Origin of the sequence: Microbulbifer salipaludis, from assembly GCF_017303155.1 — a bacterium.
Taxonomy (GTDB): domain Bacteria; phylum Pseudomonadota; class Gammaproteobacteria; order Pseudomonadales; family Cellvibrionaceae; genus Microbulbifer; species Microbulbifer salipaludis.
In genome coordinates this window covers 1,371,255-1,397,131 of the sequence record NZ_JAEKJR010000002.1, presented here as the reverse complement: position 1 = coordinate 1,397,131, position 25,877 = coordinate 1,371,255, and the positions used below count along the sequence as shown (strand labels likewise).

Annotated in this window: 24 protein-coding genes and 1 tRNA gene; 13 read left to right on the top strand and 12 right to left on the bottom strand. The window is 59.1% G+C overall.

Annotated features, from left to right (window positions below; all coding sequences use genetic code 11):
* Positions 1-12: 12 nt before the first annotated feature.
* The 9 genes from mltG to JF535_RS11495 form a co-directional block, all read right to left on the bottom strand.
* Positions 13-1,128 carry an endolytic transglycosylase MltG gene (mltG, locus tag JF535_RS11535; protein ID WP_340674169.1) on the bottom strand — a complete coding sequence of 372 codons (1,116 nt, stop codon included), beginning with the start codon at positions 1,126-1,128 and terminating at the stop codon, positions 13-15.
* A gap of 78 nt (positions 1,129-1,206) precedes the next feature.
* The gene (locus tag JF535_RS11530; protein WP_340674168.1) at positions 1,207-2,112 is read right to left on the bottom strand and encodes an aminotransferase class IV; all 906 of its coding nucleotides are present in this window, start codon (positions 2,110-2,112) and stop codon (positions 1,207-1,209) included.
* A 63-nt stretch (positions 2,113-2,175) separates the two neighbouring features.
* On the bottom strand, positions 2,176-3,417 hold the full coding sequence (gene fabF, locus JF535_RS11525) for a beta-ketoacyl-ACP synthase II (protein WP_207002233.1): 1,242 nt from the start codon (positions 3,415-3,417) through the stop codon (positions 2,176-2,178).
* A 170-nt stretch (positions 3,418-3,587) separates the two neighbouring features.
* Entirely contained in the window at positions 3,588-3,824 is a 237-nt protein-coding gene (acpP, locus tag JF535_RS11520; RefSeq protein WP_010130751.1) for an acyl carrier protein, read from the bottom strand.
* A 224-nt stretch (positions 3,825-4,048) separates the two neighbouring features.
* Complete coding sequence (fabG, locus tag JF535_RS11515; RefSeq protein ID WP_207002231.1) at positions 4,049-4,804, bottom strand: 3-oxoacyl-ACP reductase FabG; 756 nt, start codon at positions 4,802-4,804, stop codon at positions 4,049-4,051.
* A 52-nt stretch (positions 4,805-4,856) separates the two neighbouring features.
* Positions 4,857-5,801, bottom strand: coding sequence for an ACP S-malonyltransferase (gene fabD, locus JF535_RS11510; RefSeq protein ID WP_207002229.1), 945 nt, complete (start codon positions 5,799-5,801; stop codon positions 4,857-4,859).
* Positions 5,802-5,886: 85 nt separating this feature from the next.
* Entirely contained in the window at positions 5,887-6,921 is a 1,035-nt protein-coding gene (gene plsX, locus JF535_RS11505) for a phosphate acyltransferase PlsX (protein ID WP_207002227.1), read from the bottom strand.
* A 3-nt stretch (positions 6,922-6,924) separates the two neighbouring features.
* Positions 6,925-7,116: a 50S ribosomal protein L32 gene (rpmF, locus tag JF535_RS11500; RefSeq protein ID WP_066964610.1), complete on the bottom strand. Its 192-nt coding sequence runs from the start codon at positions 7,114-7,116 to the stop codon at positions 6,925-6,927.
* Positions 7,117-7,195: 79 nt separating this feature from the next.
* Entirely contained in the window at positions 7,196-7,738 is a 543-nt protein-coding gene (locus JF535_RS11495; protein ID WP_207002224.1) for a YceD family protein, read from the bottom strand.
* A 112-nt stretch (positions 7,739-7,850) separates the two neighbouring features.
* Between JF535_RS11495 and JF535_RS11490 the strand changes: the two genes are divergently transcribed.
* Positions 7,851-8,438: a Maf family protein gene (locus JF535_RS11490; RefSeq protein ID WP_207002222.1), complete on the top strand. Its 588-nt coding sequence runs from the start codon at positions 7,851-7,853 to the stop codon at positions 8,436-8,438.
* Between the two features lie 24 nt (positions 8,439-8,462).
* On the opposite strand, the gene JF535_RS11485 is transcribed toward JF535_RS11490, so the two are convergent.
* Positions 8,463-9,107, bottom strand: coding sequence for an HAD-IA family hydrolase (locus JF535_RS11485; protein ID WP_207002220.1), 645 nt, complete (start codon positions 9,105-9,107; stop codon positions 8,463-8,465).
* A 47-nt stretch (positions 9,108-9,154) separates the two neighbouring features.
* Positions 9,155-10,090 (bottom strand): 23S rRNA pseudouridine(955/2504/2580) synthase RluC, encoded by a 936-nt coding sequence (gene rluC / locus JF535_RS11480; protein ID WP_242523970.1) that lies wholly within the window; start codon positions 10,088-10,090, stop codon positions 9,155-9,157.
* Between the two features lie 861 nt (positions 10,091-10,951).
* Between rluC and rne the strand changes: the two genes are divergently transcribed.
* The 7 genes from rne to JF535_RS11445 all read left to right on the top strand — a co-directional run bounded on the left by rne (position 10,952) and on the right by JF535_RS11445 (position 22,864).
* Complete coding sequence (gene rne, locus JF535_RS11475; protein WP_207002216.1) at positions 10,952-14,137, top strand: ribonuclease E; 3,186 nt, start codon at positions 10,952-10,954, stop codon at positions 14,135-14,137.
* 123 nt (positions 14,138-14,260) lie between these two features.
* Positions 14,261-14,348: transfer RNA gene (locus JF535_RS11470), tRNA-Ser, on the top strand.
* A 216-nt stretch (positions 14,349-14,564) separates the two neighbouring features.
* The gene (locus JF535_RS11465; RefSeq protein ID WP_207002214.1) at positions 14,565-15,848 is read left to right on the top strand and encodes an MgtC/SapB family protein; all 1,284 of its coding nucleotides are present in this window, start codon (positions 14,565-14,567) and stop codon (positions 15,846-15,848) included.
* A gap of 173 nt (positions 15,849-16,021) precedes the next feature.
* Entirely contained in the window at positions 16,022-16,726 is a 705-nt protein-coding gene (locus JF535_RS11460) for a TVP38/TMEM64 family protein (RefSeq protein ID WP_340674167.1), read from the top strand.
* Positions 16,726-18,969: a hypothetical protein gene (locus tag JF535_RS11455; protein WP_207002212.1), complete on the top strand. Its 2,244-nt coding sequence runs from the start codon at positions 16,726-16,728 to the stop codon at positions 18,967-18,969. Before JF535_RS11460 ends, JF535_RS11455 begins: the two co-directional genes overlap by 1 nt.
* Complete coding sequence (locus JF535_RS11450; RefSeq protein WP_207002210.1) at positions 18,966-20,252, top strand: glycosyltransferase; 1,287 nt, start codon at positions 18,966-18,968, stop codon at positions 20,250-20,252. The genes JF535_RS11455 and JF535_RS11450 overlap by 4 nt, the downstream gene beginning before the upstream one ends.
* A 38-nt stretch (positions 20,253-20,290) precedes the next feature.
* Positions 20,291-22,864: an endonuclease/exonuclease/phosphatase family protein gene (locus JF535_RS11445; protein ID WP_207002208.1), complete on the top strand. Its 2,574-nt coding sequence runs from the start codon at positions 20,291-20,293 to the stop codon at positions 22,862-22,864.
* Between the two features lie 19 nt (positions 22,865-22,883).
* Here JF535_RS11445 and JF535_RS11440 read toward each other — a convergent pair whose 3' ends face one another.
* Complete coding sequence (locus JF535_RS11440; RefSeq protein ID WP_207002205.1) at positions 22,884-23,414, bottom strand: protein tyrosine phosphatase family protein; 531 nt, start codon at positions 23,412-23,414, stop codon at positions 22,884-22,886.
* A gap of 132 nt (positions 23,415-23,546) precedes the next feature.
* On the opposite strand from JF535_RS11440, the gene JF535_RS11435 reads away from it, so the two are divergent.
* The 5 genes from JF535_RS11435 to JF535_RS11415 all read left to right on the top strand — a co-directional run bounded on the left by JF535_RS11435 (position 23,547) and on the right by JF535_RS11415 (position 25,689).
* Entirely contained in the window at positions 23,547-24,230 is a 684-nt protein-coding gene (locus tag JF535_RS11435; RefSeq protein WP_207002203.1) for a Bax inhibitor-1/YccA family protein, read from the top strand.
* 65 nt (positions 24,231-24,295) lie between these two features.
* The gene (gene tusD / locus JF535_RS11430; RefSeq protein WP_207002201.1) at positions 24,296-24,688 is read left to right on the top strand and encodes a sulfurtransferase complex subunit TusD; all 393 of its coding nucleotides are present in this window, start codon (positions 24,296-24,298) and stop codon (positions 24,686-24,688) included.
* Positions 24,689-24,692: 4 nt separating this feature from the next.
* Positions 24,693-25,058, top strand: a complete 366-nt coding sequence (gene tusC, locus JF535_RS11425) for a sulfurtransferase complex subunit TusC (RefSeq protein WP_207002199.1) — start codon at positions 24,693-24,695, stop codon at positions 25,056-25,058.
* Between the two features lies 1 nt (position 25,059).
* Positions 25,060-25,335, top strand: a complete 276-nt coding sequence (tusB, locus tag JF535_RS11420; protein ID WP_207002197.1) for a sulfurtransferase complex subunit TusB — start codon at positions 25,060-25,062, stop codon at positions 25,333-25,335.
* A gap of 18 nt (positions 25,336-25,353) precedes the next feature.
* Positions 25,354-25,689 carry a TusE/DsrC/DsvC family sulfur relay protein gene (locus JF535_RS11415; protein ID WP_207002195.1) on the top strand — a complete coding sequence of 112 codons (336 nt, stop codon included), beginning with the start codon at positions 25,354-25,356 and terminating at the stop codon, positions 25,687-25,689.
* Positions 25,690-25,877 lie beyond the last annotated feature (188 nt).

The following is a 25,877-nucleotide window of genomic DNA, read 5'->3' as shown; positions in this document are numbered from 1 at the left end:
TTGCCAAAGGCGTTAATCGTTTTTTGTATTGTTTGCCGGACTGGAGCGGTAATCGGAACGACGCTTCAATTGGTACTCCCGCACTGCGCGGTTGTGTTCATTCAGCGTCGAGGAAAAGTGATGGGAACCATCGCCCTTCGCTACAAAGTAAAGGCTGTTTCCATCTTTCGGGTGCAGCGCGGCATGGATGGCTTCACGGCCCGGCAACGCAATCGGCGTGGGCGGCATGCCACCAATCACATAGGTATTGTACGGGGTCGCATTGCGCAGGTCTGCTCGGCGCAGATTGCCATCGTATTGATCGCCAAGCCCGTAAATTACCGTGGGATCCGTCTGCAAACGCATACCGCGCTGCAGTCTCCGTACAAACACACCGGCAATCTCATCGCGCTCCCAGGGTACCCCGGTTTCCTTCTCGACAATCGACGCCATGATCAGCGCCTCATAGGCGTCTTTATAGGGCAGGTTTTCCCCTCGCTGCTGCCACTCCTCGGCCAGTACAGTGTCCATGCGCTCAAACGCCTGCCGCAAAAGATCCAGATCGGAGGCACCGGAGCGATAGACATAGGTATCGGGAAAAATTCGGCCCTCAGGGTTACCCTCGATACCCAGTGCCTGCGCCGCAGCGGCAATCGATTCTCCCGCTGCCGTCTGCCGAATTTTATTGGAATGGCGTATTTGTGACAGCGCCTGCTGAAAGGTCCAGCCTTCGACCAGGGTCACCCGGTAGCGTGTAACATCCCCACGATTGAGCCTGCCCACCAGGTCCATCGCGTTGCTGCCGGCAGGGATCAAATATTCACCGGGATGAATACTGCTCTGGCTTTTGATCCGTGCGTACAAGCGCACCCAGCGGGGCGAGCGCAGTACCCCCTCGGATTCAAGGCGCAAGAGTATCCGTGAGAGATTGCTGCCACTTTCGACATCCATGCGCAATCCGTCCACTGGCAGTGTGAGCGGCTTTACCAACGCATTCTGCGCAGACCAGAAAGCTACCCCACCGGAGACCACAGCCACCACGAACAGCAGCAGCAATCCACGCAACCACATGCCGAAGCGGCTGCCGCGACTTGCCGGTGTGCGCTTCAGTGTTTTTTTATTGCCGGCTTTGCCGTTATTTTTTGCCACGTTAACTACAACCCGTAAATACTGCCGCGGCAGTATACTTTAAACATGAACGCCGAGATTTACCCCCGCGAAATACCGTCACCTGAGCGCGCTGGCAACCAACGCCTGAAGCGCTGCTGTGGATTCCCCGCGCGTTAAATTGCGCACGTCTACTGCGGTTTCTGGCCCATCACTTCCTGCTCCGCCGAGAAGCATCTGTGCTACCGGCACAACGCCGCGCACTGCATTGCAAACCGCTATCTCATCAGCGTCCTCGAGATCCGCAAGCGAGAGCTCATCTTCCCTGATTTCGGCGTGACTCGCCAGCCACCCCAGCATCACCCCCCGCACGCCACAAGTACGCAGGCTGGGGGTACGCCAGTGGCCGTTCTGGCAGACCAACAGGTTACTGTGCAATCCTTCCACCACGTGTCCGCACGCATCCAGCATCAGGCCTTCGCAAAACAGATCCGGGCGCAGCCACGCCGTATATTGTCCCAGCTCGGCTTCTCCGCGTCGGTAGGTATCCCGACGCAACAGCTTACAGCCCTGCGGGTGATCATCTTGCAAAACATCGTTGGCGTCTGACGAATAGCGCACCCTCTCGGGAGAAAATGGCGAGTGCGAGGCCTCCGGTGTGATCCTGGTCCTGCAGCGAACCAGTGCCACCCCATTCTCCCACGGAGAATTTGCATCCAGCGGCACCGCAGAAAAGTCCCACGTCCGCTCGCCATACAGGGCGCCATAGCGGAGCCGAACTCTGGCGCCAGATGGCCAGTGCGCAGTTTCCCGGGCAATCGCCACGGCTGCAGTTTCGATACACGCGATTATTGCTGAGGCGGGGTGGGCGGCACGAGCGAGACGAGCAAGGTGCTGTGCCAGCAGCGGAATCCTGCCACCAACCGCACGCATAGTCTCCAGTACGCCATAGGAAAAGGCCTCGTCCGCGGGCAAGGAGGCACAGAGGCCGGAAGAGGAATAAAAAAAGGGGTCAGGAGAATTCACAGGGAGCGATCAGCACCGGTCGCGAAGAATGCACATACTTCACGACCAGTGCTTTCCACGGCATTAAACCCGCTGAAATATCAGCGAGCCGTTGGTGCCGCCAAAGCCAAACGAATTGGACAATACCGCGTCGATGTTCATTTCCTGCGCCTTGTGTGGCACCAGGTTAACACCGGTACAGTTTTCATCCACATTGTCGAGGTTGACCGTGGGCGGAGCCACCTGGTCGCGGATCGCCATAACGGAGAAAATGGCTTCAATGGCGCCGGCAGCACCCAGCAGGTGCCCGGTCATGGACTTGGTAGAGCTGACGGCAATCTGATCCAGGCTGCCGCCAAAGATCGTACGTACCGCGGCAATTTCTGCTTTATCACCCAGAGGTGTGGAGGTGCCGTGCGCGTTAATGTACTGAACCGCAGACGCTTCAAGACCCGCATCCTTCAGCGCATTTTGCATGGACAGCGCCGCGCCGGCGCCGTCTTCGGGCGGAGAAGTCATATGGTGCGCGTCACCGCTCATGCCAAAACCGCTGAGTTCGGCGTATATTTTTGCACCGCGAGCCTTGGCGTGTTCGTACTCTTCCAGCACCAGCACACCGGCACCTTCACCCAGCACAAAACCGTCACGGTCTTTGTCCCACGGGCGACTGGCTGCCTGCGGATCATCATTGCGTGTCGACAGCGCACGTGCCGCACAGAAACCACCAAGACCAACCGGCGTGGTCACCATTTCCGCACCACCGCACACCATTACGTCGGCATCGCCATATTGAATAGTGCGCATACCGAGGCCAATGGCATGGGTGCCGGTGGTACACGCCGTGGTCGTGGAAAGGTTCGGGCCTTTCATGCCGTACTTAATCGACAGGTTGCCGGAGACCATATTGATGATGGCACCGGGAACAAAGAAAGGTGAAACCCGGCGCGGGCCCTTTTCTGCGATCAGCATGGCATTGTTTTCGATGGCAGCGATGCCACCCATACCAGAGCCGATGCAGGCGCCAACACGCGGTGCGTTTTCTTCGGTGACCTCGAGGCCACTGTCTTCCACTGCCTGGATACCAGCGCTCAGGCCATACTGCAGGAAGACATCCATCTTGCGCGCTTCTTTTTGCGCAATGTGGGGCTCGGGGTCAAAATTTTTCACGGTCGCGGCGAAGCGGGTGCTAAAAGCCGAGACATCGAATGACTCGATTGGAACGACACCACTTTTCCCCGCCAACAGTGCAGGCCAGGTATCTTCCAGGGTATTTCCCAGCGGGCTCACTGTGCCCATTCCGGTAATAACGACTCTTCTACGCGTCACTTGCGCCTCCCCCGAAATCAATCTCACACGCCGGTAACCAGATAACGTCAACCGGTCGCTTTTCACAAGGTTCAAATAGACGGAGAGCCGCGCTATGCAACATAGAACGGCTCTCGCAGTACAACAGTAAGGGGCAACACTTACCCTTTACTTAAACTATCCAGCAGGAATCAACCGAGGTTCTGGTTGATGTAATCGATGGCCAGCTGAACAGTGGTAATTTTTTCTGCTTCTTCGTCAGGAATCTCAGTTTCGAATTCCTCTTCCAAAGCCATTACCAGCTCAACTGTGTCGAGGGAGTCAGCGCCCAGATCTTCAACAAAGGATGCTTCAGGTTTTACATCTTCTTCCTTCACGCCCAGTTGTTCAGCAACGATCTTTTTTACGCGCTCTTCAATGCTGCTCATGATTCAATTTAACTCCTAGTGGATAAAAATCTGTTTTGGTCACTGTTTAAATTTTGCCCACGATATGTGGTGTTTCAGTAACCGGCTAACACAGCTTGTGGTTAATGCGAGGCGGCATTGTACCCTGATTTTTTCGGGATGTAATGCACCGCCTCTCAGCAACCGATGAATGATAAAAATTAACTTACCAATCAATCACTTACGGTGATTCTCTCGAAAGAAAATCAGCCCATATACATGCCGCCGTTCACATGAATGGTCTCTCCGGTCACATAACCGCCAGCATCACTGGCCAAAAATGCGACGACGGACGCAATCTCTTCGGGCGCACCCAGGCGACCCAGGGGAATTTTACTCATCAACGCCTCGCGCTGCGCCTCTGGCAACACCTTGGTCATGTCGGTATCGATAAAGCCGGGAGCGACGGTATTCACGGTGATACCACGGGAACCGACCTCGGCAGCCAGTGCACGCGCAAAGCCGCCAACACCAGCCTTGGTGGCCGCATAGTTGCTCTGACCCGCGTTACCCATGCTACCCACAACGGAGCTGATATTGATAATGCGACCCCAACGGGCTTTGGTCATATCGCGCAGACAGCTTTTGCTCACACGGTAGACCGCCGTCAGGTTGGTATTCAGCACATCTTCCCATTCGTCATCTTTCATACGCATCAGAAGATTGTCTTTGGTGATGCCGGCGTTGTTCACCAAAATGGTGGGCGCGCCAAACTCCGCCTTGACCGCCTCAAGCACCGCAGCGATGCTCTCCAGGCTGGTAACATTCAGCTCTTTACCCGCCCCCTGGATGCCTTTTTCAGCAAAACGCGCTGAAATTTTTTCTGCGCCTGCAGCGCTAGTCGCGGTGCCAATAACAATGGCGCCCTGGGCGCCCAGTAAATCTGCAATAGCCGCGCCAATGCCGCGGCTCGCGCCGGTAACCAGCGCCACCTTCCCTTCCAGTGAAGTTGAAACAGTCATAATTTCTCCCGATACCTCGCCTGCGCACAACACCAGGGTCGAGGCTTCGTATTTATTGTGCGGTGGATTTAACGGCGTCCGACAATTGTGCCGGCGTTTCAATATTGTGCGCTGTCAGGCCACGATCAATGCGCTTGGCAAGCCCCGCGAGCACTTTCCCCGGGCCACACTCGACCAGCTGCTGGGTACCCGCTGCGGCCATCGCCTGAACACACTCCGTCCAGCGCACCGGACTGTAGATCTGCTCAACCATGAGCGCCTTGATGGCAGCCGGGTCGGTCTCCGCCTGGGCATGCACATTATGGATAACCGGCACCTGGGGCGCAGAAAACTCCGTCGCCTCAATTTGTGGCGCCAGCTTTTCCGCCGCAGGGCGCATCAGCTCGGTATGGAAGGGTGCACTCACCGGCAATGGCAGCGCGCGTTTTGCACCCGCTGCTTTACAGGCCTCGATCGCCCGCGCCACCGCTGGTGCACTGCCGGCAATCACCACCTGACCCGGCGAATTGTAATTGACCGCATTCACCACAGCGCCTTCCGCCGCAGCAGCACAGGCGGCTTCTACAGCGTCATCGTCGAGTCCGATGACAGCGGCCATCGCACCCTCGCCCGCGGGAACCGCTTCCTGCATGAGTCGACCGCGCTCACGCACCAGGCGCACCGCATCTTCGAACCGCAGCACACCCGCACATACCAGTGCCGACCATTCACCAAGGCTGTGACCGGCCATGCGCGCAGGAGCAACCCCGCCCTGCGCCTGCCAGGCGCGGTAAAGGGCAACGCTGGCGGTCAGCAACAGCGGCTGGGTTCTCTCGGTAAGGTTGATATCCTCTTGAGCGCCATTTTGGCAAAGCTCCCAAAGGTCGTAGCCAAGCACGGCAGAGGCCTGCGAAAACGTTGCGCTGATTTCCGGGAATGCCTGAGCGGCTTCAGCCAGCATACCAATCTGCTGGGAGCCCTGGCCGGGAAACACAAACGCCAAAACTGGGTTGGTCATGGAACATCCTTTAACCAAGTGGGTGAAGCCTTAGGAAATAAGGGCCTGGCTGAACGTCGTAGACCGCTGCCGGATCAGGGGCCGGCTAATCGCACCCTGTCGGCGGTTGCGCCTGCAAAGCCATAGCCCTGCCCAATTGAAGGGACAGGTCGGCTTCGGCACATTCTTTTGCGGTCAGCATCGCGCGGTAAAACGCTTCGCTACTGGCACCGCCATGGCTCTTGATGACGTTGCCTTTCAGCCCCAAAAAGCTGGCGCCATTATAGCGACCGGGTTCTAGCTGTGCGCGCCATTTTCGCAACAGATTTATGGCTAATTGGCCAAAAAAGCGCTTTATCGGCGCCTTCTTATCAATCGTAAACGTCTTTTGACCTATGAGTCGAATCACACCTTCTGCAGATTTCATGGCCACATTGCCCATCAGGCCATTGCACACCACCACATCCACGATGCCGGTGAAAATGTCGTGCCCTTCTACAAATCCCACATAGTGCACCAGCGGATCCGCCTGCAGCATCTTGCCAGCACGGCGAATTTCCTCGGTCCCCTTGTGCTCTTCAGCGCCGATATTGAGCAGCGCGACGGCAAGATCGGATTTACCCGAAAACACACGCTGCGCCTCCTGCCCCAGACGGGCAAACAGGACCAGGTCTTCGGCGCTGCAGTCGATGTTCGCCCCCAGATCCAACAGAAAACAGGAACCGTCCGCCGTGGGCAAGGATTTGCCGAGCGCCGGGCGCCGAACCCCCTCAACGGTTCCCAGGATGCTGCGACTGAGCGCCAGCAAAGCGCCGGTATTACCGGAGGTAACCATTGCGTCACACTCGCCATCCTTGACCGCTTTCAGAGCAAGCGCCATGGAGGACTCCCGCTTGCGTCGCAACGCCTGCACGGGATTACAGCCCTGGGTAATCACCTGGGCACAGTCCACCAGTTCGATACGCTCACGCACCGAGGGAGGCTGTTTGATCAGAAGGGATTGCAGTTGAGAGCGAGGGCCGAACAGTTTGAGTTCTGCCTGGGGATAGCGGAAAAGAAATCTTGCACAGGCCGGAACGACAGAGCGGGGACCTAAGTCCCCGCCCATCGCATCCACGGCCAATCGTAATTGGCTGGACAAAACTTACTCTTCTTCGGAAGAGGTACCAACGTCAATCACTTTGCGACCGCGGTAGAAACCGTCTTTGGTCACGTGGTGACGGTGGTGCTTCTCACCGGTAGTCGGGTCAACGGACAGAGTCGGTCCGCTCAGAGCGTCGTGAGAACGACGCATACCGCGACGGGAACGGGTTTTTTTGTTCTGCTGAACAGCCATTTGGTGCTCCTAAACATAACTAACAGTTAACACCGGAACCGGGGCGCCTACCGGCGAGCCCAAACCCTTCAAACAATTCTCAAGACTTGTTTGACGAACCCTTCAACTGTTCCAGTACTTTAAAGGGGTTTTCCTGTTGCTCTACCGCTTCCGGCTCCTTTCCCCCACTCTGGAATGTCTCTCTGGAGACACACTCCTCATCGTGGAAAGCCACCATTGGCAGATTGAGCAAAATCTCATCTTCCAATACCTGATACAGATCCAGCTCATCGCCGTCCTGTATCACCGGGTCGAGAGATTTCGGCAATGACTTGCCCTGCTCTTCCGACCACACAAAGCCCCAAGCAATGTCAGCTTCAATCTGCTCGCTGACCGGCTGCAGGCAGCGCTGACACAACAGCTCCACCTCCAACTGGAAATGCCCGGTCGCCACCTGGTGTCGCTGCAGATCTCTGGCAAAGGCCAGAGTCACTGCCACATCACCATGTACCGACTCGGTAGACGCTACCAGCCGCAAAAGCTCGCTTTGCGGCACGGTACCGTCCAGTTGCTGCTCGCGCTGCACCAATTTTCGTGCATCAATGCGTCGCGGAAGCGCGGATTTCTGGGGGGGTATCGACATAAGCGCGCAATTCTATGGACTCACCTGAGCCTTGTCAAAACAATTCAACCGCCGCATGATCAGCGACCCCAGCCCCACCGGGGCAACCCTTCAAACCAGGAAGCCAGGACCCATGCGTCAACTGATTCTAGCCTCCAGCTCACCCTACCGCCGCAGCATTCTCGAGAAACTGCAACTGCCGTTCGAATCCGCAAGCCCCCATATAAATGAAGAAGCATTGCCCGGTGAATCAGCGCCCGACCTGGCCAGCCGGCTCGCCACGGAAAAAGCGCGGGCCCTGTGTGCGCAGTACCCGGACGCCATCATTATCGGCTCAGATCAGGTAGCCGAATGCAGGGGGAAGCAATTAGGCAAGCCGGGATCACAGGAAAACGCGATTGAGCAGCTCCTGTTTTGTGCCGGGCAAACAGTCACATTCCACACAGGACTGTGTGTCATGGATAGTGGCGCGGGCACGCACACAACAATCTGCGAGCCATTCCGTGTGCACTTTCGGCCACTGGATGCGGCGGCAGCCAGCCGCTACGTAGAACTGGATCAGCCGCTCGACTGTGCAGGATCCTTCAAAGCCGAAGGCTTGGGGATCGCCTTGTTCGAAAAAATGGAAGGGAATGACCACAATACGCTCATTGGACTCCCATTAATCCGGCTAATCGAACTTCTAAAGCCTCTCGGCCTCGACCCCCTTCGCCGGAAATAATCCACCCCGCACGCGATTACTGCATCAGGGAACCAGCGGCGGCCACTGCAGCAACTCAGTGAAGTGGTCGATAATCCGGTGCGGCCCGCACCGATCCAGACGCTCGCGGCTGTGCACGCCGTAACTCACGCCAACCGACGGCATGCTGATTGCGGACGCCATCTTGAGGTCGTACTCGGTATCTCCCACCATCACCGCGTCCGTCACATCAACCCCGGTTTCAGCCAGGATTTCACGCAACATGACGGGGTTCGGCTTGGAGGCGGTTTCGTCCGCGCAGCGGCTTACCGGGAAAAGATGCCCCAAGCCGTGATCTTCAAATTCGCGATCCAGCCCTCGACGACTCTTACCGGTCGCCACCGCCAGCTGGTGCCCCGCTCCCAATAGCTGATCCAGCGTCTCCAGCACACCATCGAACAGGGGCAGCGGCTCATTGCGCGCGGCCAGCCACTCCTCGGAATAATAAGTCCCCAGCCGGGCGCGCTGCTCACTATGGGCCTCAGGAAACAGCGCACCAATGACCTCAGGCAAACCCAGCCCGATATAATTACCGATGGCAGCAGGCTCCAGCACAGGCAGACCAACTCGATCCGCCGCCCGCTGCATGCAGGAAATGATGCGCGCCTGGGAATTGCACAGGGTCCCGTCCCAATCGAGGATCACCAGCATGACCAACCTTCTCCCTCTTTACCCGGTCCAGCACGCAGGGCGTTGAATCACTCGCCCCTCAGGGCACTCAATACCGATTCCAGCTCTGCGGGAAGCGGCGCCTTCACGTCCACGCGCACACCGTCTGGCAAGGTGCAGCGCACACCGGCGGAATGCAGAAACAGGCGCTTGAGGCCATACCCGCGAAAGGCGCCATTGATTTCATCAGTGGCGTACTTGGGGTCACCCGCCAGTGGACACCCGACAAACTGGGCGTGCACACGAATCTGATGAGTTCGACCAGTAACCGGCTCTGCCGCCAGCAGGGTTGCCCCCTTGAAGCGCTCCTCAACGCGAAAACGCGTCGTGGAGGGCTTGCCATCACCCTCTACCGTCACAATCCGCTCACCACTCTTCAGGGTGTTCTTGCGCAGCGGCGCCTCCACCACTTTTTGACCGCGAGGCCACTTCCCCGCCGCCAGCGCCAGATAAGACTTCCCAAGCTTGCCGGCACGCAGCTCCGACTGAACATGCAGCAGCACGGCGCGCTTGCGCGCCACCAGGATGGCGCCGCTGGTATCGCGATCCAGCCGGTGCACCAATTCCATAAAGGGGCTGTTCGGGTACATCTGGCGGAGCGCCTCAATCAGGCCGAGGCGAACGCCGCTGCCGCCGTGCACCGCGAGCCCCGCGGGCTTATTCACCACCAGCAGGCCGCCCTCGTCATAGAGTATGGCCGCCTCAAGCGTCCGCCGCAGAGACTCTCCCGCCACCGGCGGCGTAGACTCCTCGGACACCCGAATAGGCGGCACGCGCACCTGGTCACCGCCTTTCAGGCGATACTCGGCCTTCACCCGCCCCTTGTTCACCCGCACCTCGCCTTTGCGCAGAATCCGGTAAATTCTGGAGCGCGGCACACCCTTGAGGCGCGCCTGCAGAAAGTTGTCGATCCGCTGACCGGCCAACTCCTCGGGCACAGTAAGAAATTGCACGCCACTTCCCAGTCGCTCGGAGGCACCAGAGGCACCATCGCGGCGGGAATCGGCAGACTTGGGGGGATTGTTTGGGGGGCTACTTCGCATGGAGCGCATAATAGCCCCAAGGGCGGGCCATTTGAAGCGATTGATTGATGCTCCACATGCACCGTGGTATATTCGGCCCGCCTGAATTGGGGCTGGTTTTCGGTGGTGCACGGTTTTTCTGCTATACAAAAACCCAGGTGCCACTCTTGAGAAAATACCGCCAGTCAGGACGGTGCGCGCAATGGCCGCGTTATCAACAAAACTTTGTCGGTGAGACTCTTCAAGAGCGCGTCGCAAGATGGTGCCCAGGGATACAGACCAAAGGTCAGTCCCGAAGCTCTCGCCGACCTGACCCCGTACCAACGGGATTTTTGCGAAGGTAAGACGGGCTGATGCTCGCAGCGCTTGGAACAGACTCTACTCGTTACATCTCGCTCCGTGATTTTTCGCCAGCGACCGAACTGGCCCCCGGCCCCTGAGAGTGATGCAAAATGGCACGCTCGCACCGCCGGTAACAACTAGACACGACACGAGGGCCCAGCCACGAGCCGGCCCCGGAGCCGAATGAGATGTAACCCATGCCACCCCAAAACGGGTGGCAGTCAGGACCCGCCCGGGATCTTTGCGGAGCCGGCCTGACAGGAATCGGATACCTGAACTGAGAAGTGGTATCCAGAGTTAATAATGTAGGTACGACACAGGTGCGACTGGCGCCCCTGTGGAGAGTGCCTACAAAACGGCGACAGATATCAGGCCACGCCCTCTTCTGCCCCGTTTCCACCCAAAGCCTGCGAGCTTCAGCGGTGTTTTTACTTTTGCGCAACGCAAGGAAAAAACAGACGCATGAAGAGAATGCTGATCAATGCGACCCAGCCCGAAGAGCTGCGTGTTGCACTGGTCGACGGCCAATGGCTGTACGACCTGGACATCGAAAATCGCACCCGCGAACAGAAAAAAGCCAACATCTACAAAGGCAAAATCACCCGCGTAGAACCCTCTCTTGAAGCCGCTTTTGTCGATTACGGCGCTGATCGCCACGGCTTCCTGCCCCTGAAAGAAATTTCCCGCGAATACTTTCTGAAACAGCCGAAAGAACTCGAAGGCCGCATCAAGATCAAGGATGTGGTGAAAGAAGGCATGGAAGTTATCGTGCAGGTCGATAAGGAAGAGCGCGGCAACAAAGGCGCCGCCCTCACCACCTTCATCAGCTTGGCGGGCCGCTATCTGGTACTCATGCCGAACAATCCCCGTGCGGGCGGCATCTCCCGTCGCATTGAAGGCGATGAGCGCAGCGAACTGCGCGACGCACTCTCCAGCGTCGAAGTCCCCTCCGGTATGGGCATCATCGTGCGCACCGCGGGCGTCGGCCGCAGCGGCGAAGAGCTGCAGTGGGACCTGAACTACCTGATGCAACTATGGGACGCCATCAAAAAAGAGGCGGACGACTCCAGAGCCCCCCACTTCCTGTTCCAGGAAAGTAACGTCATCATCCGCGCGATTCGCGACTACATGCGCGACGATATCGGCGAAGTCATTGTTGACGAGAATGGTGCATACCAGCTAGCGGCCGAGTTTGCCCGCCAGGTGATGCCGAACTACGCCAACAAGGTGAAGTTCTACGACGACAACATTCCCCTGTTCAATCGCTACCAGATTGAAAGCCAGATCGAGACCGCCTTCGAACGCGAAGTGAAACTGCCATCCGGCGGCTCCATCGTGATCGATGTTACCGAAGCACTGGTGTCCATCGACATCAACTCCTCTCGCGCCACCAAGGGCGGCGACATCGAAGAAACCGCGCGCACCATTAACCTGGAAGCCGCGGACGAGATCGCTCGTCAGCTGCGCCTGCGCGATATGGGTGGCCTGGTAGTCATCGACTTCATCGACATGCAGAACAAGTCCAGCCAGCGCGAAGTTGAAAAGCGCATGGAAAAGGCACTTGGCATGGACCGCGCCCGGGTACAGGTGGGACGCATCTCCCGCTTTGGCCTGCTGGAAATGTCCCGCCAGCGCCTGCGTCCGTCGTTGGGGGAAACGACCTTCCGCGTCTGCCCCCGCTGTAGTGGCCAGGGCACCATTCGCGGCACCAAGTCCCTCTCCCTCTCCATCCTGCGTCTGGTGGAAGAAGAAGCGAAGAAAGAGCGCAGTGCAGAGATTCGCGCAATCACCCCGGTGAATGTCGCCACCTATCTGCTCAATGAAAAGCGCAAGGCGATTTCCAACATCGAGGCCCGCAACAACACCCGTGTGGTCGTGGTGCCTAATGCCGACCTGGAAACTCCGCACTTCGAAGTACTGCGCCTGCGCGACGACGAGACCACCCTGGAGACCTCCTACAAGATCTCCGGCACCATTGAAGAGACCGTCGAGAAAAGCAAGGAAGATGAGCCCATGCGCGCGCCGGCCCAGCCCGCTGTGCAGCAGATCGCCCACACCGCGCCCGCGCCGACACCGGTGGCCAAGCCCAAAGCCAAGGCTAAATCCAAGACAAAGGAAGAACCTAAGCCCGGACTCTTCAGCCGCCTGATCGGTGCGATTTCCGCCCTGTTCAGCGGTGAGGAAGAAGAAAGCGACAAGAAACACAAGAAATCCGGTGGCCGCGGCAAAAACTACCAGCAGCGCAATCGCAACCAGCGCGGCGGTCGCGGACGCGCCCGCGGTAATCGCGGTGGCCGTCGTGACGACCAGCGCGGCGATGACCGCAAGGAAGACACCCGCTCCAAGCGTGGCGACAAGCGCCGCGACGACAGCGACAGCGCCGACCGCCGCAGCGACAATCGCAGCAGTGGCCGCGACGCCACCCGTGAAAGTGCGCGCGACAACAACCGTGATAGCGCTCGCGACAGCAATCGTGAAGGACAACGCGAAGGTCAGCGTGAAGGCCAGCGCCGCAGTCGCAGACGCCGTGGAGGCGACCGCCGCAACGAGCCGCAAAGCACTCCGGCAGACGTTGAAAGCACCAACCTCGACACGACCGTGGAAGCCTCCGGCAACGATGACGACCAACAGCGCCCCGCGCGTCGCCCCAGCAATGTACGTGGACGCCCGCAGCCCCGACGTCGCGGACGCCGCGGTGGCGACAACGCTGAGGAAAACACCAGCGCGACCGAGCAGCAGGAAGCCCGCAAGGCCCAGGACAGCGACACAAACGAAGTAACCGCAAAAGCCGAGCAAGCTGCCGAACCGCAACAGCGCAAACCCCGCGCCAAGCGTGAAGACAAGCCGGCGAAAACCGAAGAGCGCGCAGAAAGACAAGCGGAACAGCACGCTGACACACCGCAAGCCGAGCCTGAAGTGAAGCAGCCCTGGGCCGATGCTCAGGTCCGCACAGAGGCCAAGGTTTCCGACGCACCCGCCGAAGCCGAGCAGCAAACTGCGACGCCCGCTGCCGGCAAGCCTGCGCCTGCCGCAAGCCAGTCGGAAACCGTAGCGGGATCGACACCTGCAGACGCCAGCGAAACGCAGGCCGCCAAGCAGGCCCCTGAGTTGCCAGAGGAGCGCAAGGAGCCCGCAGCAGCTGCAGAGACCGCTGCCGTCGAAGCGCCTGAACCGGAGAAAGCGGAACAGGACCCAGCGGTGCCGACGACTCACGCGGAAGGCGACCTCCTCGCAGCGTCTGCGGAAGAAACGCCGGCCAATATAGCGGCGGCTTCAGCCCCAGCGGAAGAATCCGCCACGAAGGCAGACGCCAGCGTCACTGCCGAGCAAGAAACCGCGACTGTGGAAGACACGTCGGCTGCGACGGAAGAGTCTGAGGAAGCGGCAGAAGCGGTAGCTTCGGCGCAAGCAGCCAAGCCTCGCACCCCTGGTCGAGCCAGCAACGACCCACGTATCAACCCGAAGCCGGTGGTTGATTTCAAAGTCGTCACGGCGCGCCCGGAAGTTGGCGAACTGCGTCCGCTCGATACCGCCCAGCCGGCCAATATCGAGCACAGCCCTCGCGCCCTGCCACGCCCCGCCAACGACCCGCGGGTAAAAGGCGGCGCAAGCGCAGAAAGCAACTCAGATTCCGCGGAAGTGAGCTGAGCTGCAACCAGGAAACCAACGGGTTAGCTGCTCAAAAATGCAGCTAACCCATTGAAGTTCCTAAAAAAAGTTCCTGCGCACTTGTACCCGCAAAACAGCTCGGTATAATGCGCAGCACAATTTGGTGGGGTGGCTGAGTGGTCGAAAGCGGCGGTCTTGAAAACCGTTGACTGTAACAGGTCCCAGGGTTCAAATCCCTGCCCCACCGCCATATAAAAGAGCCCGGCTTATGCCGGGCTTTTTTGTTTGGCGTTGGGGGTCATTTGAATGAGAACCCCGTTCGATCCAACGCGGACAGAGCCCGCGGAGACCAACGAGCGCAGCGAAGCTCATCCCTTCCCCACCGCTGCCATCCACCCAAGCCTGCCCGCACAACAAAACCAATCCCTCAGCTAGACTGATGTGATCGCCCGAAATCACATCCCCTATGCCAGCGCCTGAGGAAGCCACCGCCACAACCGCTCCCCTGCTCGACGCAGAAAGCATCATCGCGTTCGCCATCGCCCTCGGCCTCGGCTTGCTGATCGGCCTGCAACGTGAGCGCACCACCGATCGCCTCGGTGGTATCCGCACCTTCCCCCTGATCGCCCTGTTTGGTGCCCTCACTGCGCAACTGAGCCGCAATCCTCGAATGGAATGGCTGATGCTGACCGGGCTGCTGGCGATGACCGTGCTGATTCTGCTCGGCAACCTCTACCGATTGCGCGGCAAGAGCGATCACATTGGCGTGACAACCGAGGTAAGTGCGCTGCTTGTTTTTCTGCTCGGGGCCTATTTGGTCCTGGGTGATAAAGCCGTCGCCGTTGCCGTCGGCGGCACCATCGCGGTGCTGTTGCACTTCAAGCCCGGCATGCATGCCTTCGCGGAAAAACTGTCCGACAAAGATCTCCGGTCGATCATGCAGTTTGCGGTGCTGTCGCTGATTATTCTGCCGGTTCTGCCCAACCGTACCTTCGGCCCCTACGATGTGCTGAACCCCTTCGCGATCTGGCTACTGGTCGTATTGATTGTGGGGATTGGTCTCGGAGGTTACGCCGCGTACAAGATCGTTGGCGCCAGGGCCGGGACACTGCTGAGCGGGCTCATCGGCGGCCTCATCTCATCCACCGCCACAACCGTGACCTATGCGCGTATGGCGCGTACGCAGCAGAAAGCAGCCGGGCTCGCGGCTCTGGTAATCCTGATCGCGTCTACCAGCATGTATATCCGCATGTTTGTGGAGATCGCGGTGGTCGCGCCGCGAAAACTCGCTGCGTTTCTACCGCCATTGCTGATTCCGTTTGCCGTCAGCCTGGTCGTCTGCGCTCTTGCCTATTTACGTATTCAGCACCGCGAAAACACCATGCCGGAACCCGGGAACCCGGCGGAGTTGAAGCCGGCACTTGTTTTTGGCGCGCTGTATGCGCTGATTCTATTGGCCATCGCTGCTGCCAGCGACTATTTCGGAAGCCGCGGCATTTATGTGGTCGCGCTGATTTCGGGGTTTACCGATGTGGATGCCATCACCCTGTCCAGCGCCAGTCTCGCGGGCTCGGGATCCATGGCGGTCAGTACGGCCTGGCGCGCAATGGTGATCGCCAGCCTGGCAAACCTGGCTTTCAAGGGCTGTGTCGCTGGTTTTCTCGGTGGCCAGGCCCTGCTGCGCAGAGTGCTGCCGCTGTTTGCAATGCCTTTTTTCACCGGACTGGCGGTGCTCTGGTGGTGGCCTTAGCAGGATTTCTGATAGCGCCTGCTGTCGCTCATCACGCTCGGAGATAACCGGTGTATCGGGTAGACACCTCCGCCGCGGGGTTGGCTAGTCTATAAAGAGTAAAAACCAATCGATCCCCATCGGCTTGATGCAAGCCGGCCAACAAGCGCGCGGATCCAGCGGAACACTATGGCGTGAAGTTTTCACCTATCTGGCTGATTATCATCTGCACCCTCACGGTGGGGGCGATGCTCTCCATCCTGCATTATTTTGACCTGGATGACCGCCTCATCGAGCTGATGCAGTGGATGGACACGCTGGGCTGGCAGGCGGGCGTCTGGTTCACACTGGTGATTGCGCTGGCCATCGTCCTGCTGTTTCCCGGCGTGGTGTTCACCATGGGCGCAGGCTTTGTGTTTGGGGTGGTAAAAGGCACCATCTATGTGGTGCTGGGCACGGTGCTGGGTGCGGCGATTGCCTTCCTGATCTCCCGTTACCTGCTTGGGGAGCGCCCGTCCAACTGGCTGATGTCGAAGGTCAAGCCGGCCAATCTGGGTGAAATCCTGCGCGATGAAGGCTGGCGCATGGTTATGTTCACGCGCATGGTGCCGCTGTTCCCGTTCAAGCTGTCGAATTACTTTTTTGGTCTGACGCCGCTCCGGTTTCGCGATTTCTGCATCGGGAACTTCTTCGGCGTTATCCCCATCACCGTCAACAATGTGTACGTGGGCTCCATTGCCGCGGACCTTGCCAGTATCGGCACCGAACGCAGCACCCGCACGCCCACCGAGTGGACCCTGTACGGCCTGGGCTTTTGCCTGGCCATCATCGCAATCATTGGTCTGACCCGCATGGCGCGGCGGGCACTCAATCAGAAAATCGATCAAGGAGAACTCTGATGCCCTGGATGAAATGGCTTCCCTGGCGGTTCTTCGTACGCAAGTTCGCCACCGCCCACGGATTTCTCGACCCTCTGGCGGTGATGGCGCGACTGCAACGTTTCGCCGAACCTTCCGAAGTGAGCGAGCCCATCGAGCTGCTGCGTGCGGGGGTCATATTCCACGCGCGGGCGCTGATGAACAGCAAGGTCATCCAGCACAACCTCGACTGGGTCTGGCCCTACTGGATCGAGCGGCAGTTCGACCCAGCGGACGTCTCGTTCATTCCGCGTGCATTCTCCATTACCCACTGCAACCTGAGTCACCGCAACTGGACGGCCGTTGGGGTGCCGGGCAGCGAGGAAATGCCCATTGTCGACCCCCGTGGGCTGCTCACACCGCATTACGACGGCTGGTCGATCGATAGCTGGATCATCGGCGACGACGGCCAGGACCTCTACCCCTCCCAGCACGACGATGTCATACAAAAGCTGGATCTGAAGGGCGGCATTGCCATTGAGACCGAGTCCCGCGATGACCAGGCGGAACTGCACAACCGGGTCTGGGCAGAACTCGACGATGCCCACAACAACTGCCACATGCGGGTGCGGGCGCGACACAACACCGGCGGCTGGCTGGTGGTTGCCTTGCGCCCCTGTAACCCGGAAGGGGTTGCCTTCATTAACAAGGTCACCCTGCACACCAACCGCGATCGCTGGCTGGTCGATGGCAAACACAAAATCCTGTTTGACCGGCCGGTGGACCGCCACCACGCCTCCGATTATCACCGCGGGGATATCGCGCTGTACCTGCGCGATGAAGGCAATGAAAGCCACGCGGAGTGCGATGTGGGCATGGCGACCGCGGCCGCCCTCTTCCGTCTCGATCCGGGCGAAACGGTCGACACGCTACTGACGATTCCACAAGCGTGCAAACTGAACAAACGCAACGCCACATCCACCTGGCAAGAGAACCTTGACCGCCACTGCACCATGTCGGTACCCGACGAAGAAATGCAGTTTCTGTACGACTCCGCAATTCGCACCCTGATTCTGCATTCTCCCCACGATGTGTATCCAGGCCCGTACACCTACAAGCGCTTCTGGTTTCGCGATGCCGCGTTCATGATCCAGTCGCTGCTGCACGCCGGGCTGCTGGATCGCGCCGCACGCGCGCTGGAGCGCTTCCCATCGCGTCAGAAGAGCAACGGCTATTTCCACTCCCAGGACGGCGAGTGGGACTCCAACGGCGAGGCGCTTTGGATTATCGACCAGTACTGCCAGATCACCGGCACCAAACTCAAACCGGAGTGGCTGGACCCGGTTCTGCGCGGCACCCAATGGATCGATAACAAGCGACTCCCCAAAGATGGCAGCCTCACCGGCGGCCTGCTGCCGGCAGGATTCAGTGCTGAGCACCTGGGGCCAAATGACTGCTATTTCTGGGATGACTTCTGGGGCATTGGTGGGCAGCGCGCAGCCGTCGCCATGTGCCGACGGGAAGGCCACACGCAGGATGCCGACACCTTCCAGCGCCAGGCCGACGACTTCATGTTGACCGTGGACGCCGCGCTCGCCAAATGCGCGGAACGACTCAACCGGCCCGCGATGCCGGCATCGCCCAAGCGGCGTCTGGATGCCGGCGCCATCGGCTCGATTGCCGCGGGCTACCCGCTCAAGCTTTACCCCGAAGACGACCCTCGCCTGCTCGATCTTGTGGAGTTTCTGCTGGAAAACTGTTTTGTATCCGGCGGCTTTTTCCAGGATATGATCCACTCCGGTATCAACGCCTATCTCACCATCCATGTTGCCCAGGTATTACTGCGTGCGGGCGATCCACGCTGCATTGACCTGATGCGCAACGTGGCCAAGCTCGCGTCCCCCACGGGTCAGTGGCCTGAAGCCATTCACCCGCACTCGTTCGGAGGCTGCATGGGGGATGGCCAACACGCGTGGGCAGCGGCAGAATGGGTAACCATGCAGCGCAATTGCTTTGTACGGGAGGAAGGCGACACCCTGATACTCGCGTCCGGGTTGCCGCCGGAATGGCTCAGCAACGAAAGTGCCCAGAAGCCGATTCGATTCGGCCCCGCGCCCACACTCTTTGGCACCATTTCACTGGAGATTACCCCCGGGGCAAAGCCCCGTGTATCCTGGTCTGGCAAGTGGCACGATGCCGCACCACCGATTGAGATTCGCGCATTCGGTTACCAGCCTGTGGTGGCGGAGCCCGGAGTCGAAATGCTGGAGTTACAACCCACGTGAACATCGTCATGCTCACCAACACCTACCTCCCACACGTGGGAGGGGTGGCGCGCTCGGTAGATGCCTTCTGCCAGGAATACCGCAAGCGTGGGCACCAGGTGTTGATCGTCGCACCGGAATTTTCCGAAAAAATTGAGAATGAAAAAGATGTGGTGCGTATTCCGGCCATTCAGAATTTCAACGGCAGTGATTTTTCGGTCGCGCTCCCGCTTTCCGGTGAACTGACCGAGCAACTCGACTTTTTCGAGCCGGATATCGTACATTCCCACCACCCCTTTTTACTGGGAATGAGCGCCCTGCGCATTGCGCGCAGCCGCGAACTGCCACTGGTATTTACCCATCACACACTGTACGAACGCTACACCCACTATGTGCCCGCAGACTCCGAGGCACTTAAACGGTTTGTGATCGAGTTGGCCACCCGCTACGCCAACCTCGCCAGCATGGTGTTTGCCCCCAGCGAAAGTGTTGCCGCGCTGTTGCAGGATCGCGGCGTCAAATCACCGATTCGCATAGTGCCTACTGGCGTTAAACTGGAAAATTATCGGGACGGGGATGGTCACGCCGCGCGCGCCCTGTACGGCATTCCCGAACAGGCTTTTGTGGTTGGCCACCTGGGGCGCCTGGCAGAAGAAAAAAACCTGGGCTTTCTGTCGCAGGCGGTTCTGGAATTCATGGCGCGCAATGCCGATGTCCACTTCCTGGTCGTTGGCGCCGGGCCCATGCAGGCGCAAATAAAACAGCTGTTCGATGATCACAACCTCGGAGAGCGCCTGCACCTGACTGGCACGCTACAGGGCGAAGCCCAGCGCGATGCCTACAGCGCAATGCAGGTGTTTGCCTTCTCCTCAACCAGCGAAACCCAGGGTATGGTGCTAACGGAAGCGATGGCCGCCGGCGTGCCGGTTGTCGCGCTGGATGCCAGCGGCTGCCGGGAAGTCGTAGAAGACAGAATCAACGGGCGCCTGGTCCTCAAGCACAGCGAACGGGACCTGATCGCCGCCCTGCAGTGGCTGTACGAGCTTCCGCCTGCAGAATACAAGGCACTCAGCGAAGCCGCCCTGGCAACGGCGGAGCGCTTTTCGATGGAGAACTGCGCGGCGTCCGCCATCAGCCACTACGAATCCCTGGTGCATCAGCACTGGCCACTGGACGATTCCCTCTACGCCCAGTGGATGCGCTTGCGCAACACCATCGGCGCGCAGTGGGAAATCCTCGAGGGCGTCACCAGTGCTGCCACCGCCGCCTTCGACCCGGACCACTCCGGAAAGAGCAGCTCGTGAATGATGCCGAGCGCTAGAACCGAAAGGGATCCAGGCCCATGATGACCCGTATCGAGAGCACGCTGCGCCGCTGGCGCCGCCGTATCAGCCGCAGCGAGTGGCTGGCGCGGATGCTCAAGCTACAGATCAACGAGCGGGAGCCGGATGCGCCTGCACTGGTGTTGGTCCAAATTGATGGCCTCGCGCGCCCGCAACTCGACAAGGCGCTGGCAGACGGCAAAATGCCATTCCTGAAAAGGCTGATCGAGCACGAGCACTATCACCTCGACCATATGTACTCCGGCGTCCCCGCCACCACACCCGCGGTACAGGCAGAGATTTTTTACGGCGTGAAGGCTGCGGTGCCCGCGTTTGGCTTTATGTCAACGGACTCGCAGGAAATGCTGCGTATGTACGAGTCCAACGCCGCCAACAAAATCGAAAAGCGCCTCACCGATGCCGGCCACGAACCGCTGCTGAAACACGGCAGCTGCTATGTCAGCGTGTTCCGCGCCGGTGCGGAGCATGACGAAGCGCATTTTTGCCCGGCGTCACAAGGCTGGGGGCCATCCCTGAAAGAAGCCGGGCCGCTGGCGCTGATCGTGATGTTACTGGCAAACCTGTGGAGCGTGATACGCACACTCGGTCTGCTGTTACTTGAATTTGTGTTGTCCCTGGTGGATTTTTTTCGCGGCCTGGTCAGCGGTCAGGATCTTCTGCGCGAGCTGATGTTCATCCCGACCCGTATTGCCATCACGATATTGATGCGGGAACTCTCCACCGTGGGCGTCAAAATCGATATTGCCCGCGGTCTCCCGGTCATTTACATCAATTTGCTCGGCTACGACGAACAGGCCCATCGGCGCGGGCCCAGCTCCAAGTTTGCGCACTGGACACTCAAGGGTATCGACGACGCGATCGCCCGTATCTGGCGGGCCGCACACCGCTCGTCACGCCGTCACTACGATGTGTGGATTTATTCAGACCACGGTCAGGAAGACAGCACGCCGTATGAGGTGCTGCACGGACGCAGCTTTGCCGATGCCGTCAGCGATGCTCTGTCGGAACTACCGGAAAACCCGAAGGGATACCGCTCCAACAGTAATGGTGGCGTACAACTGCAGCGGGTACGTCTGTTTGGCGGACAGTGGGTGCAGAAACTTTTCCCCATCGAAAACCCGGAAAAGCGACGCGAAGGCGAAACGCCCATGGCGCTTTCAGCCATGGGGCCACTGGCGCTGCTCTATAACATTCATTGCAAGGGTACCGCGGCCGACGTCATCGCACGGCTGATTGTGGAAAAGACCCAGGCTCCGATGGTGCTTTACGAAGACAAGCACAGTTTCGAGGTGGGGCCAGACGGCGAAAAGCAAACCAAAGTCCGCGGCTGGTGGCGACATGGCGCTTTCGCGCTGCCAGAAGATGGCCACAAGGTTATGGGGGACGATCACCCTTTTGTGGATGAGGCAGTAGAAGACCTGGCAAACTTGTGCCGCCACCCGGATGCGGGCGATTTTGTGGTCAGTGGTTGGTGCGCCGGCCACCAGAGTCTGTCCTTCGCCATTGAATCTGGCAGCCATGGCGGCGCGGGTCCCAACGAGACCCACGCCTTCGCCCTGATGCCGGGGGATATTCATTTTCCCGACGACGGCCGCCCGCACTGGCGGCCAAAAGATATACGCAACGCCGCCCTCGCGTTCCTGGAGGCGCAACCCGCGCAGCAACTGAAATCACCACCGGCGGTCTCCGTTGCGGGCGGTATGTCCGATGAATGCCCCGCTCCTACCCAGGCAAGTGCCCCGCCGCCAGCGGAACCCAGGCAACCCGCACACGACCACCCGCCGGCATCCGAGACCGGCCATGAGGCCGGCATCAACATGCGGGTCATGACCTACAACGTGCATATCTGCAAAGGGATGGATGGCAAAATCTCACCGGAGCGCATTGCGCGCGTGATCGCACGGTATTCACCGGACATCGTCGCCCTGCAAGAGGTCGATGTGCGTCGCAAGCGCACGGGCGGCATCGATCAGGCCCATCAAATATCCCAATTATTATCGATGGACTGCCACTTCCAGCCGGCCATGCATGTCGAGGACGAGCGCTACGGCGATGCCATCCTGTCGCCACACCCACTGCGCCTGATTCACAAGGGTATCCTGCCTGGCCCAGAGGAAAGCTCCCGCCACTATCAGAGCGCGGAACCGCGGGGTGCACTATGGATGGAAGTGGACTTTCACGGGATTGCCGTGCAGATATTCAACACCCACCTTGGCCTGTCCAAGGGCGAGCGCCTGCGCCAGATCGACGCGCTGATGGGCGAAGAATGGATGGGCAGCCCGCACTGCCCGCGTCCACGCATTCTGGTGGGGGACTTCAATGCGCTACCGGGCTCCGCCGAAATCAAGCAACTGACCGGCATCCTGGATGACACCCAGATAAAACTGCCCGGTCACAAGCCCCGCGGCACCTTTTTCAGCCGCCTGCCCAAGGCCCGCATCGATTACATATTTGTCGACCAGGCGGTGCAGGTGAACGACATCCACGTGCCGCGCAGTGAGCTTACCCGGCTGGCCTCGGATCACCTGCCGCTGATCGCTGACCTGAAGATTCCGCGCCCCGGCAATCGCTGACTACTTACTCAAAAAAAGCTTACTCGAACAGCGCGCGCACCTGGGCCTCTCTGGACGGGCGCATGCCGGCGGTGCGCCCTTCTTCGATGGCAATCTCCAACGGGATGCCCTTGCGCGCACGATAGATCGCCCAGGCGGCACCCACGCGATTGCCGCTGCCACAATGCAGTAACACTGGCGCGGCGCTCGCGTCCTCGAGCAACTCCGTCAACCGTGCAATCTGCGCGTCACTGGGCGCGCCCTTGGCGATCGGCAGGTTCACGTAGGTCATACCGGTCGCCTCTACCGCCGCACGCTCCTCGGCGGTACCCTCTTCCGGGGTGCGCAAATCGATGATTGTGCGGAAGCCCTTCGCCTTAAGGGAATCCACCGCGGTGAGATCAATACTGCCACCGGTAGCGAGATGCGGGCGAAGGCGATTGTAATTCACCACCTCTGCCCCCATCTTGTCTCCAAAGGGAACCTGCGCCGGCTCTTCCGCCAGCGCCACGGGCGATACCACAGTGATGGTCAGCAAGGACAGTGCGAGCAGTAAATTCGGCAATTTCATTTTCTGTTCTCCAGTTTTTACGCTATTTTGCACCAAACAACGTAAGATCGTCGAACTCAGTGCCCACTTGAAGGTCAAAGGCGCTGGTTATATGATCCCGACAGATTTCATATTCACTTCCAGGAGACGCTAATGCGCCAAGAAGTCTATACACAGTCCGCCGGAGCGCTGGATCGCTCAGAATCTGCCAAAGTGCTGCGCAACACCTATGCGCTGCTGGCAATGACTGTATTGTTTAGTGCAGTCACCGCCGGTGTATCCATGGCGATTGGCATGGGCCGCGGCATGAGCCTGCTCTGCTCAATCGCGGCGATCGTGCTGGTCTGGTTTGTTCTTCCGCGCACCGCCAACTCCGCCAAGGGTATCGGTGTTGTATTTGCGTTTACCGGCCTGCTGGGTGCCTCCATCGGCCCCATGCTGAACCACTACCTGAGCCTGTCCGGTGGTAGCCAGATCGTCATGCAGGCGCTGGGCACCACCGCCCTGATCTTCTTCGCGCTGTCCGCCTACGTGCTGACGACCCGCAAGGATTTCAGCTTCATGGGTGGCTTCCTGTTCGTTGGCCTGATCGCGGTACTGGTGTGTGCCCTGGGCCTCATCGTTGCCAGCTTCTTCGGCGTACACCTGCCGCTGGCCAGCGTTGCGCTGAGCGGCGCGATTGCCCTGCTGTTCTCCGGGTTCATCCTGTATGACACCAGCCGCATCGTAAATGGTGGTGAGACCAACTACATCATGGCCACCACCTCGCTGTACCTGAACATCCTGAACCTGTTCACCAGCCTGCTGCACATCTTCGGCTTCGCCTCCGACGATTGATCAGCGCGCTCGCCAGAATCAAACGGTGCCCCGCTCTGCGGGGCATTTTTTTATCGGTGTATAAGATGCAATTCACCCTTGTCGTTTACGGTGCGCCCCATGCGTCTGAAGGGGCCGCCACCGCCCTGCGCTTCGCCCGTGCACTGTTGCAGTCTGGCCATAGCCTCTACCGGGTGTTTTTTTATAACGACGGCGTCCAAAACGGCAGTGCGCTGGCGGCGCCGCCACAGGATGAACAGGACCTGCTGTCTCAGTGGCAGGAACTGCAAAGTTGCCACAAGCTGGACCTGTGCATCTGTATCGCCGCTGCCCAACGCCGCGGTGTACTCAGCAGCAGTGAAGCGTCGCGCCTGGAAAGGCCCTCCGCCAATCTGGCCACCGGGTTTGAACTGGCGGGGCTAGGCCAGCTGGCTGAGGCCACGGCGATCAGCGACCGCATTGTGACCTTTGGAGGCTGACACTATGGTCTCACGCAACACGGTACTCGCCCTGTGCCGGCATGCGCCCTACGGCAGCAGTCTCGCCCGCGAGGGGCTGGAAGCCATTCTTGCCTGCGCCGCCATGGACCAGGTGCCAGAGGTGCTGTTTATCAACGATGGGGTGTTCCAGCTACTCGAGCAGAACCCTGAAGTCATCGGCGAAAAGAACCTGCGCCGCAACCTGCAGGCACTGCCGATGTTTGGCGTCGAGGCATTACATGTCTGCAGTGAAAGTCTCGCGCAGCGTGGCCTCTCTGCCGAGCAACTTGACATCCCCGGGGCAGAGCTGAAGCTGGTAACCGACACCGGCGCTTTTATCCGTAACTTCCAGCATGTGCTGAGTTTTTAGCATGACCCTGCATATTGTCAGTCAATCGCCCCACGCCGGTAGCGCTTTGCGCGACTGTCTCGATGCATTTGCCGAAGGCGATGCGGTATTACTCATCGAAGATGGTGTATACGGGGCAACCGGCCAGCATGGACTGCCGGAAAAAAACACCTATTGCCTGAGTGCAGACGCCGCCGCGCGTGGTGTCACTATCGCCGGGACAATCCAGGCAGTCGATGAAGCACACTGGGTATCGCTGTGTACCGAGCACACGCCCATCGTGAGCTGGTTCAAGTAGTAGAGGTGAGTCACGCTGATGCCTGATCTGATCATCGACGGAAAAGAAATCGCGCTGGATAAGGAAGGCTTCCTGCGCAATCTGGACGACTGGAGCCCGGCGGTGGCGGAAGCACTGGCAAGCCAGGAAAACATCGTATTAACCGACGATCACTGGGATGTAATACGCCTGCTTCAGGCATTTTACCGGGAGTTTGAACTCTCCCCCGCCATGCGCCCGCTAGTAAAGTATGTCGGCCAACACCTGGGGCCAGACAAGGGACGCAGCATTTTCCTGATGCAACTGTTCCCGCCGAGCCCGGCTAAAATAGGCAGTAAGATCGCCGGATTGCCCAAGCCCACCAACTGCCTGTAGCCCCACCTGGACATCAGCCTGTCGTCAGTTACCGAGATGCGCGATCACCCGGCGCTTACCCGAGTGATGGCGGTGTTCCCAGAAATTTAATTGGGTTCATACGGCGTATATTAACGTAAATGATTGATTTATATATAGAAATTACTTAGTACGGGTTTCGAACTTTTTTGCAATACTTAGTACGTTTT

Coding starts and splice junctions, on each gene's coding strand:
- fabD (WP_207002229.1), bottom strand. CDS start 5,801: ATGACCAACCCAGTTTTGGCGTTTGTGTTTCCCGGCCAGGGCTCCCAG.
- tusC (WP_207002199.1), top strand. CDS start 24,693: ATGGTCTCACGCAACACGGTACTCGCCCTGTGCCGGCATGCGCCCTAC.
- acpP (WP_010130751.1), bottom strand. CDS start 3,824: ATGAGCAGCATTGAAGAGCGCGTAAAAAAGATCGTTGCTGAACAACTG.
- tusB (WP_207002197.1), top strand. CDS start 25,060: ATGACCCTGCATATTGTCAGTCAATCGCCCCACGCCGGTAGCGCTTTG.
- rne (WP_207002216.1), top strand. CDS start 10,952: ATGAAGAGAATGCTGATCAATGCGACCCAGCCCGAAGAGCTGCGTGTT.
- JF535_RS11485 (WP_207002220.1), bottom strand. CDS start 9,107: ATGCTGGTGATCCTCGATTGGGACGGGACCCTGTGCAATTCCCAGGCG.
- JF535_RS11445 (WP_207002208.1), top strand. CDS start 20,291: ATGATGACCCGTATCGAGAGCACGCTGCGCCGCTGGCGCCGCCGTATC.
- JF535_RS11440 (WP_207002205.1), bottom strand. CDS start 23,414: ATGAAATTGCCGAATTTACTGCTCGCACTGTCCTTGCTGACCATCACT.
- fabG (WP_207002231.1), bottom strand. CDS start 4,804: ATGACTGTTTCAACTTCACTGGAAGGGAAGGTGGCGCTGGTTACCGGC.
- JF535_RS11465 (WP_207002214.1), top strand. CDS start 14,565: ATGCCAGCGCCTGAGGAAGCCACCGCCACAACCGCTCCCCTGCTCGAC.
- JF535_RS11435 (WP_207002203.1), top strand. CDS start 23,547: ATGCGCCAAGAAGTCTATACACAGTCCGCCGGAGCGCTGGATCGCTCA.
- rpmF (WP_066964610.1), bottom strand. CDS start 7,116: ATGGCTGTTCAGCAGAACAAAAAAACCCGTTCCCGTCGCGGTATGCGT.
- JF535_RS11495 (WP_207002224.1), bottom strand. CDS start 7,738: ATGTCGATACCCCCCCAGAAATCCGCGCTTCCGCGACGCATTGATGCA.
- JF535_RS11415 (WP_207002195.1), top strand. CDS start 25,354: ATGCCTGATCTGATCATCGACGGAAAAGAAATCGCGCTGGATAAGGAA.
- JF535_RS11455 (WP_207002212.1), top strand. CDS start 16,726: ATGCCCTGGATGAAATGGCTTCCCTGGCGGTTCTTCGTACGCAAGTTC.
- JF535_RS11490 (WP_207002222.1), top strand. CDS start 7,851: ATGCGTCAACTGATTCTAGCCTCCAGCTCACCCTACCGCCGCAGCATT.
- tusD (WP_207002201.1), top strand. CDS start 24,296: ATGCAATTCACCCTTGTCGTTTACGGTGCGCCCCATGCGTCTGAAGGG.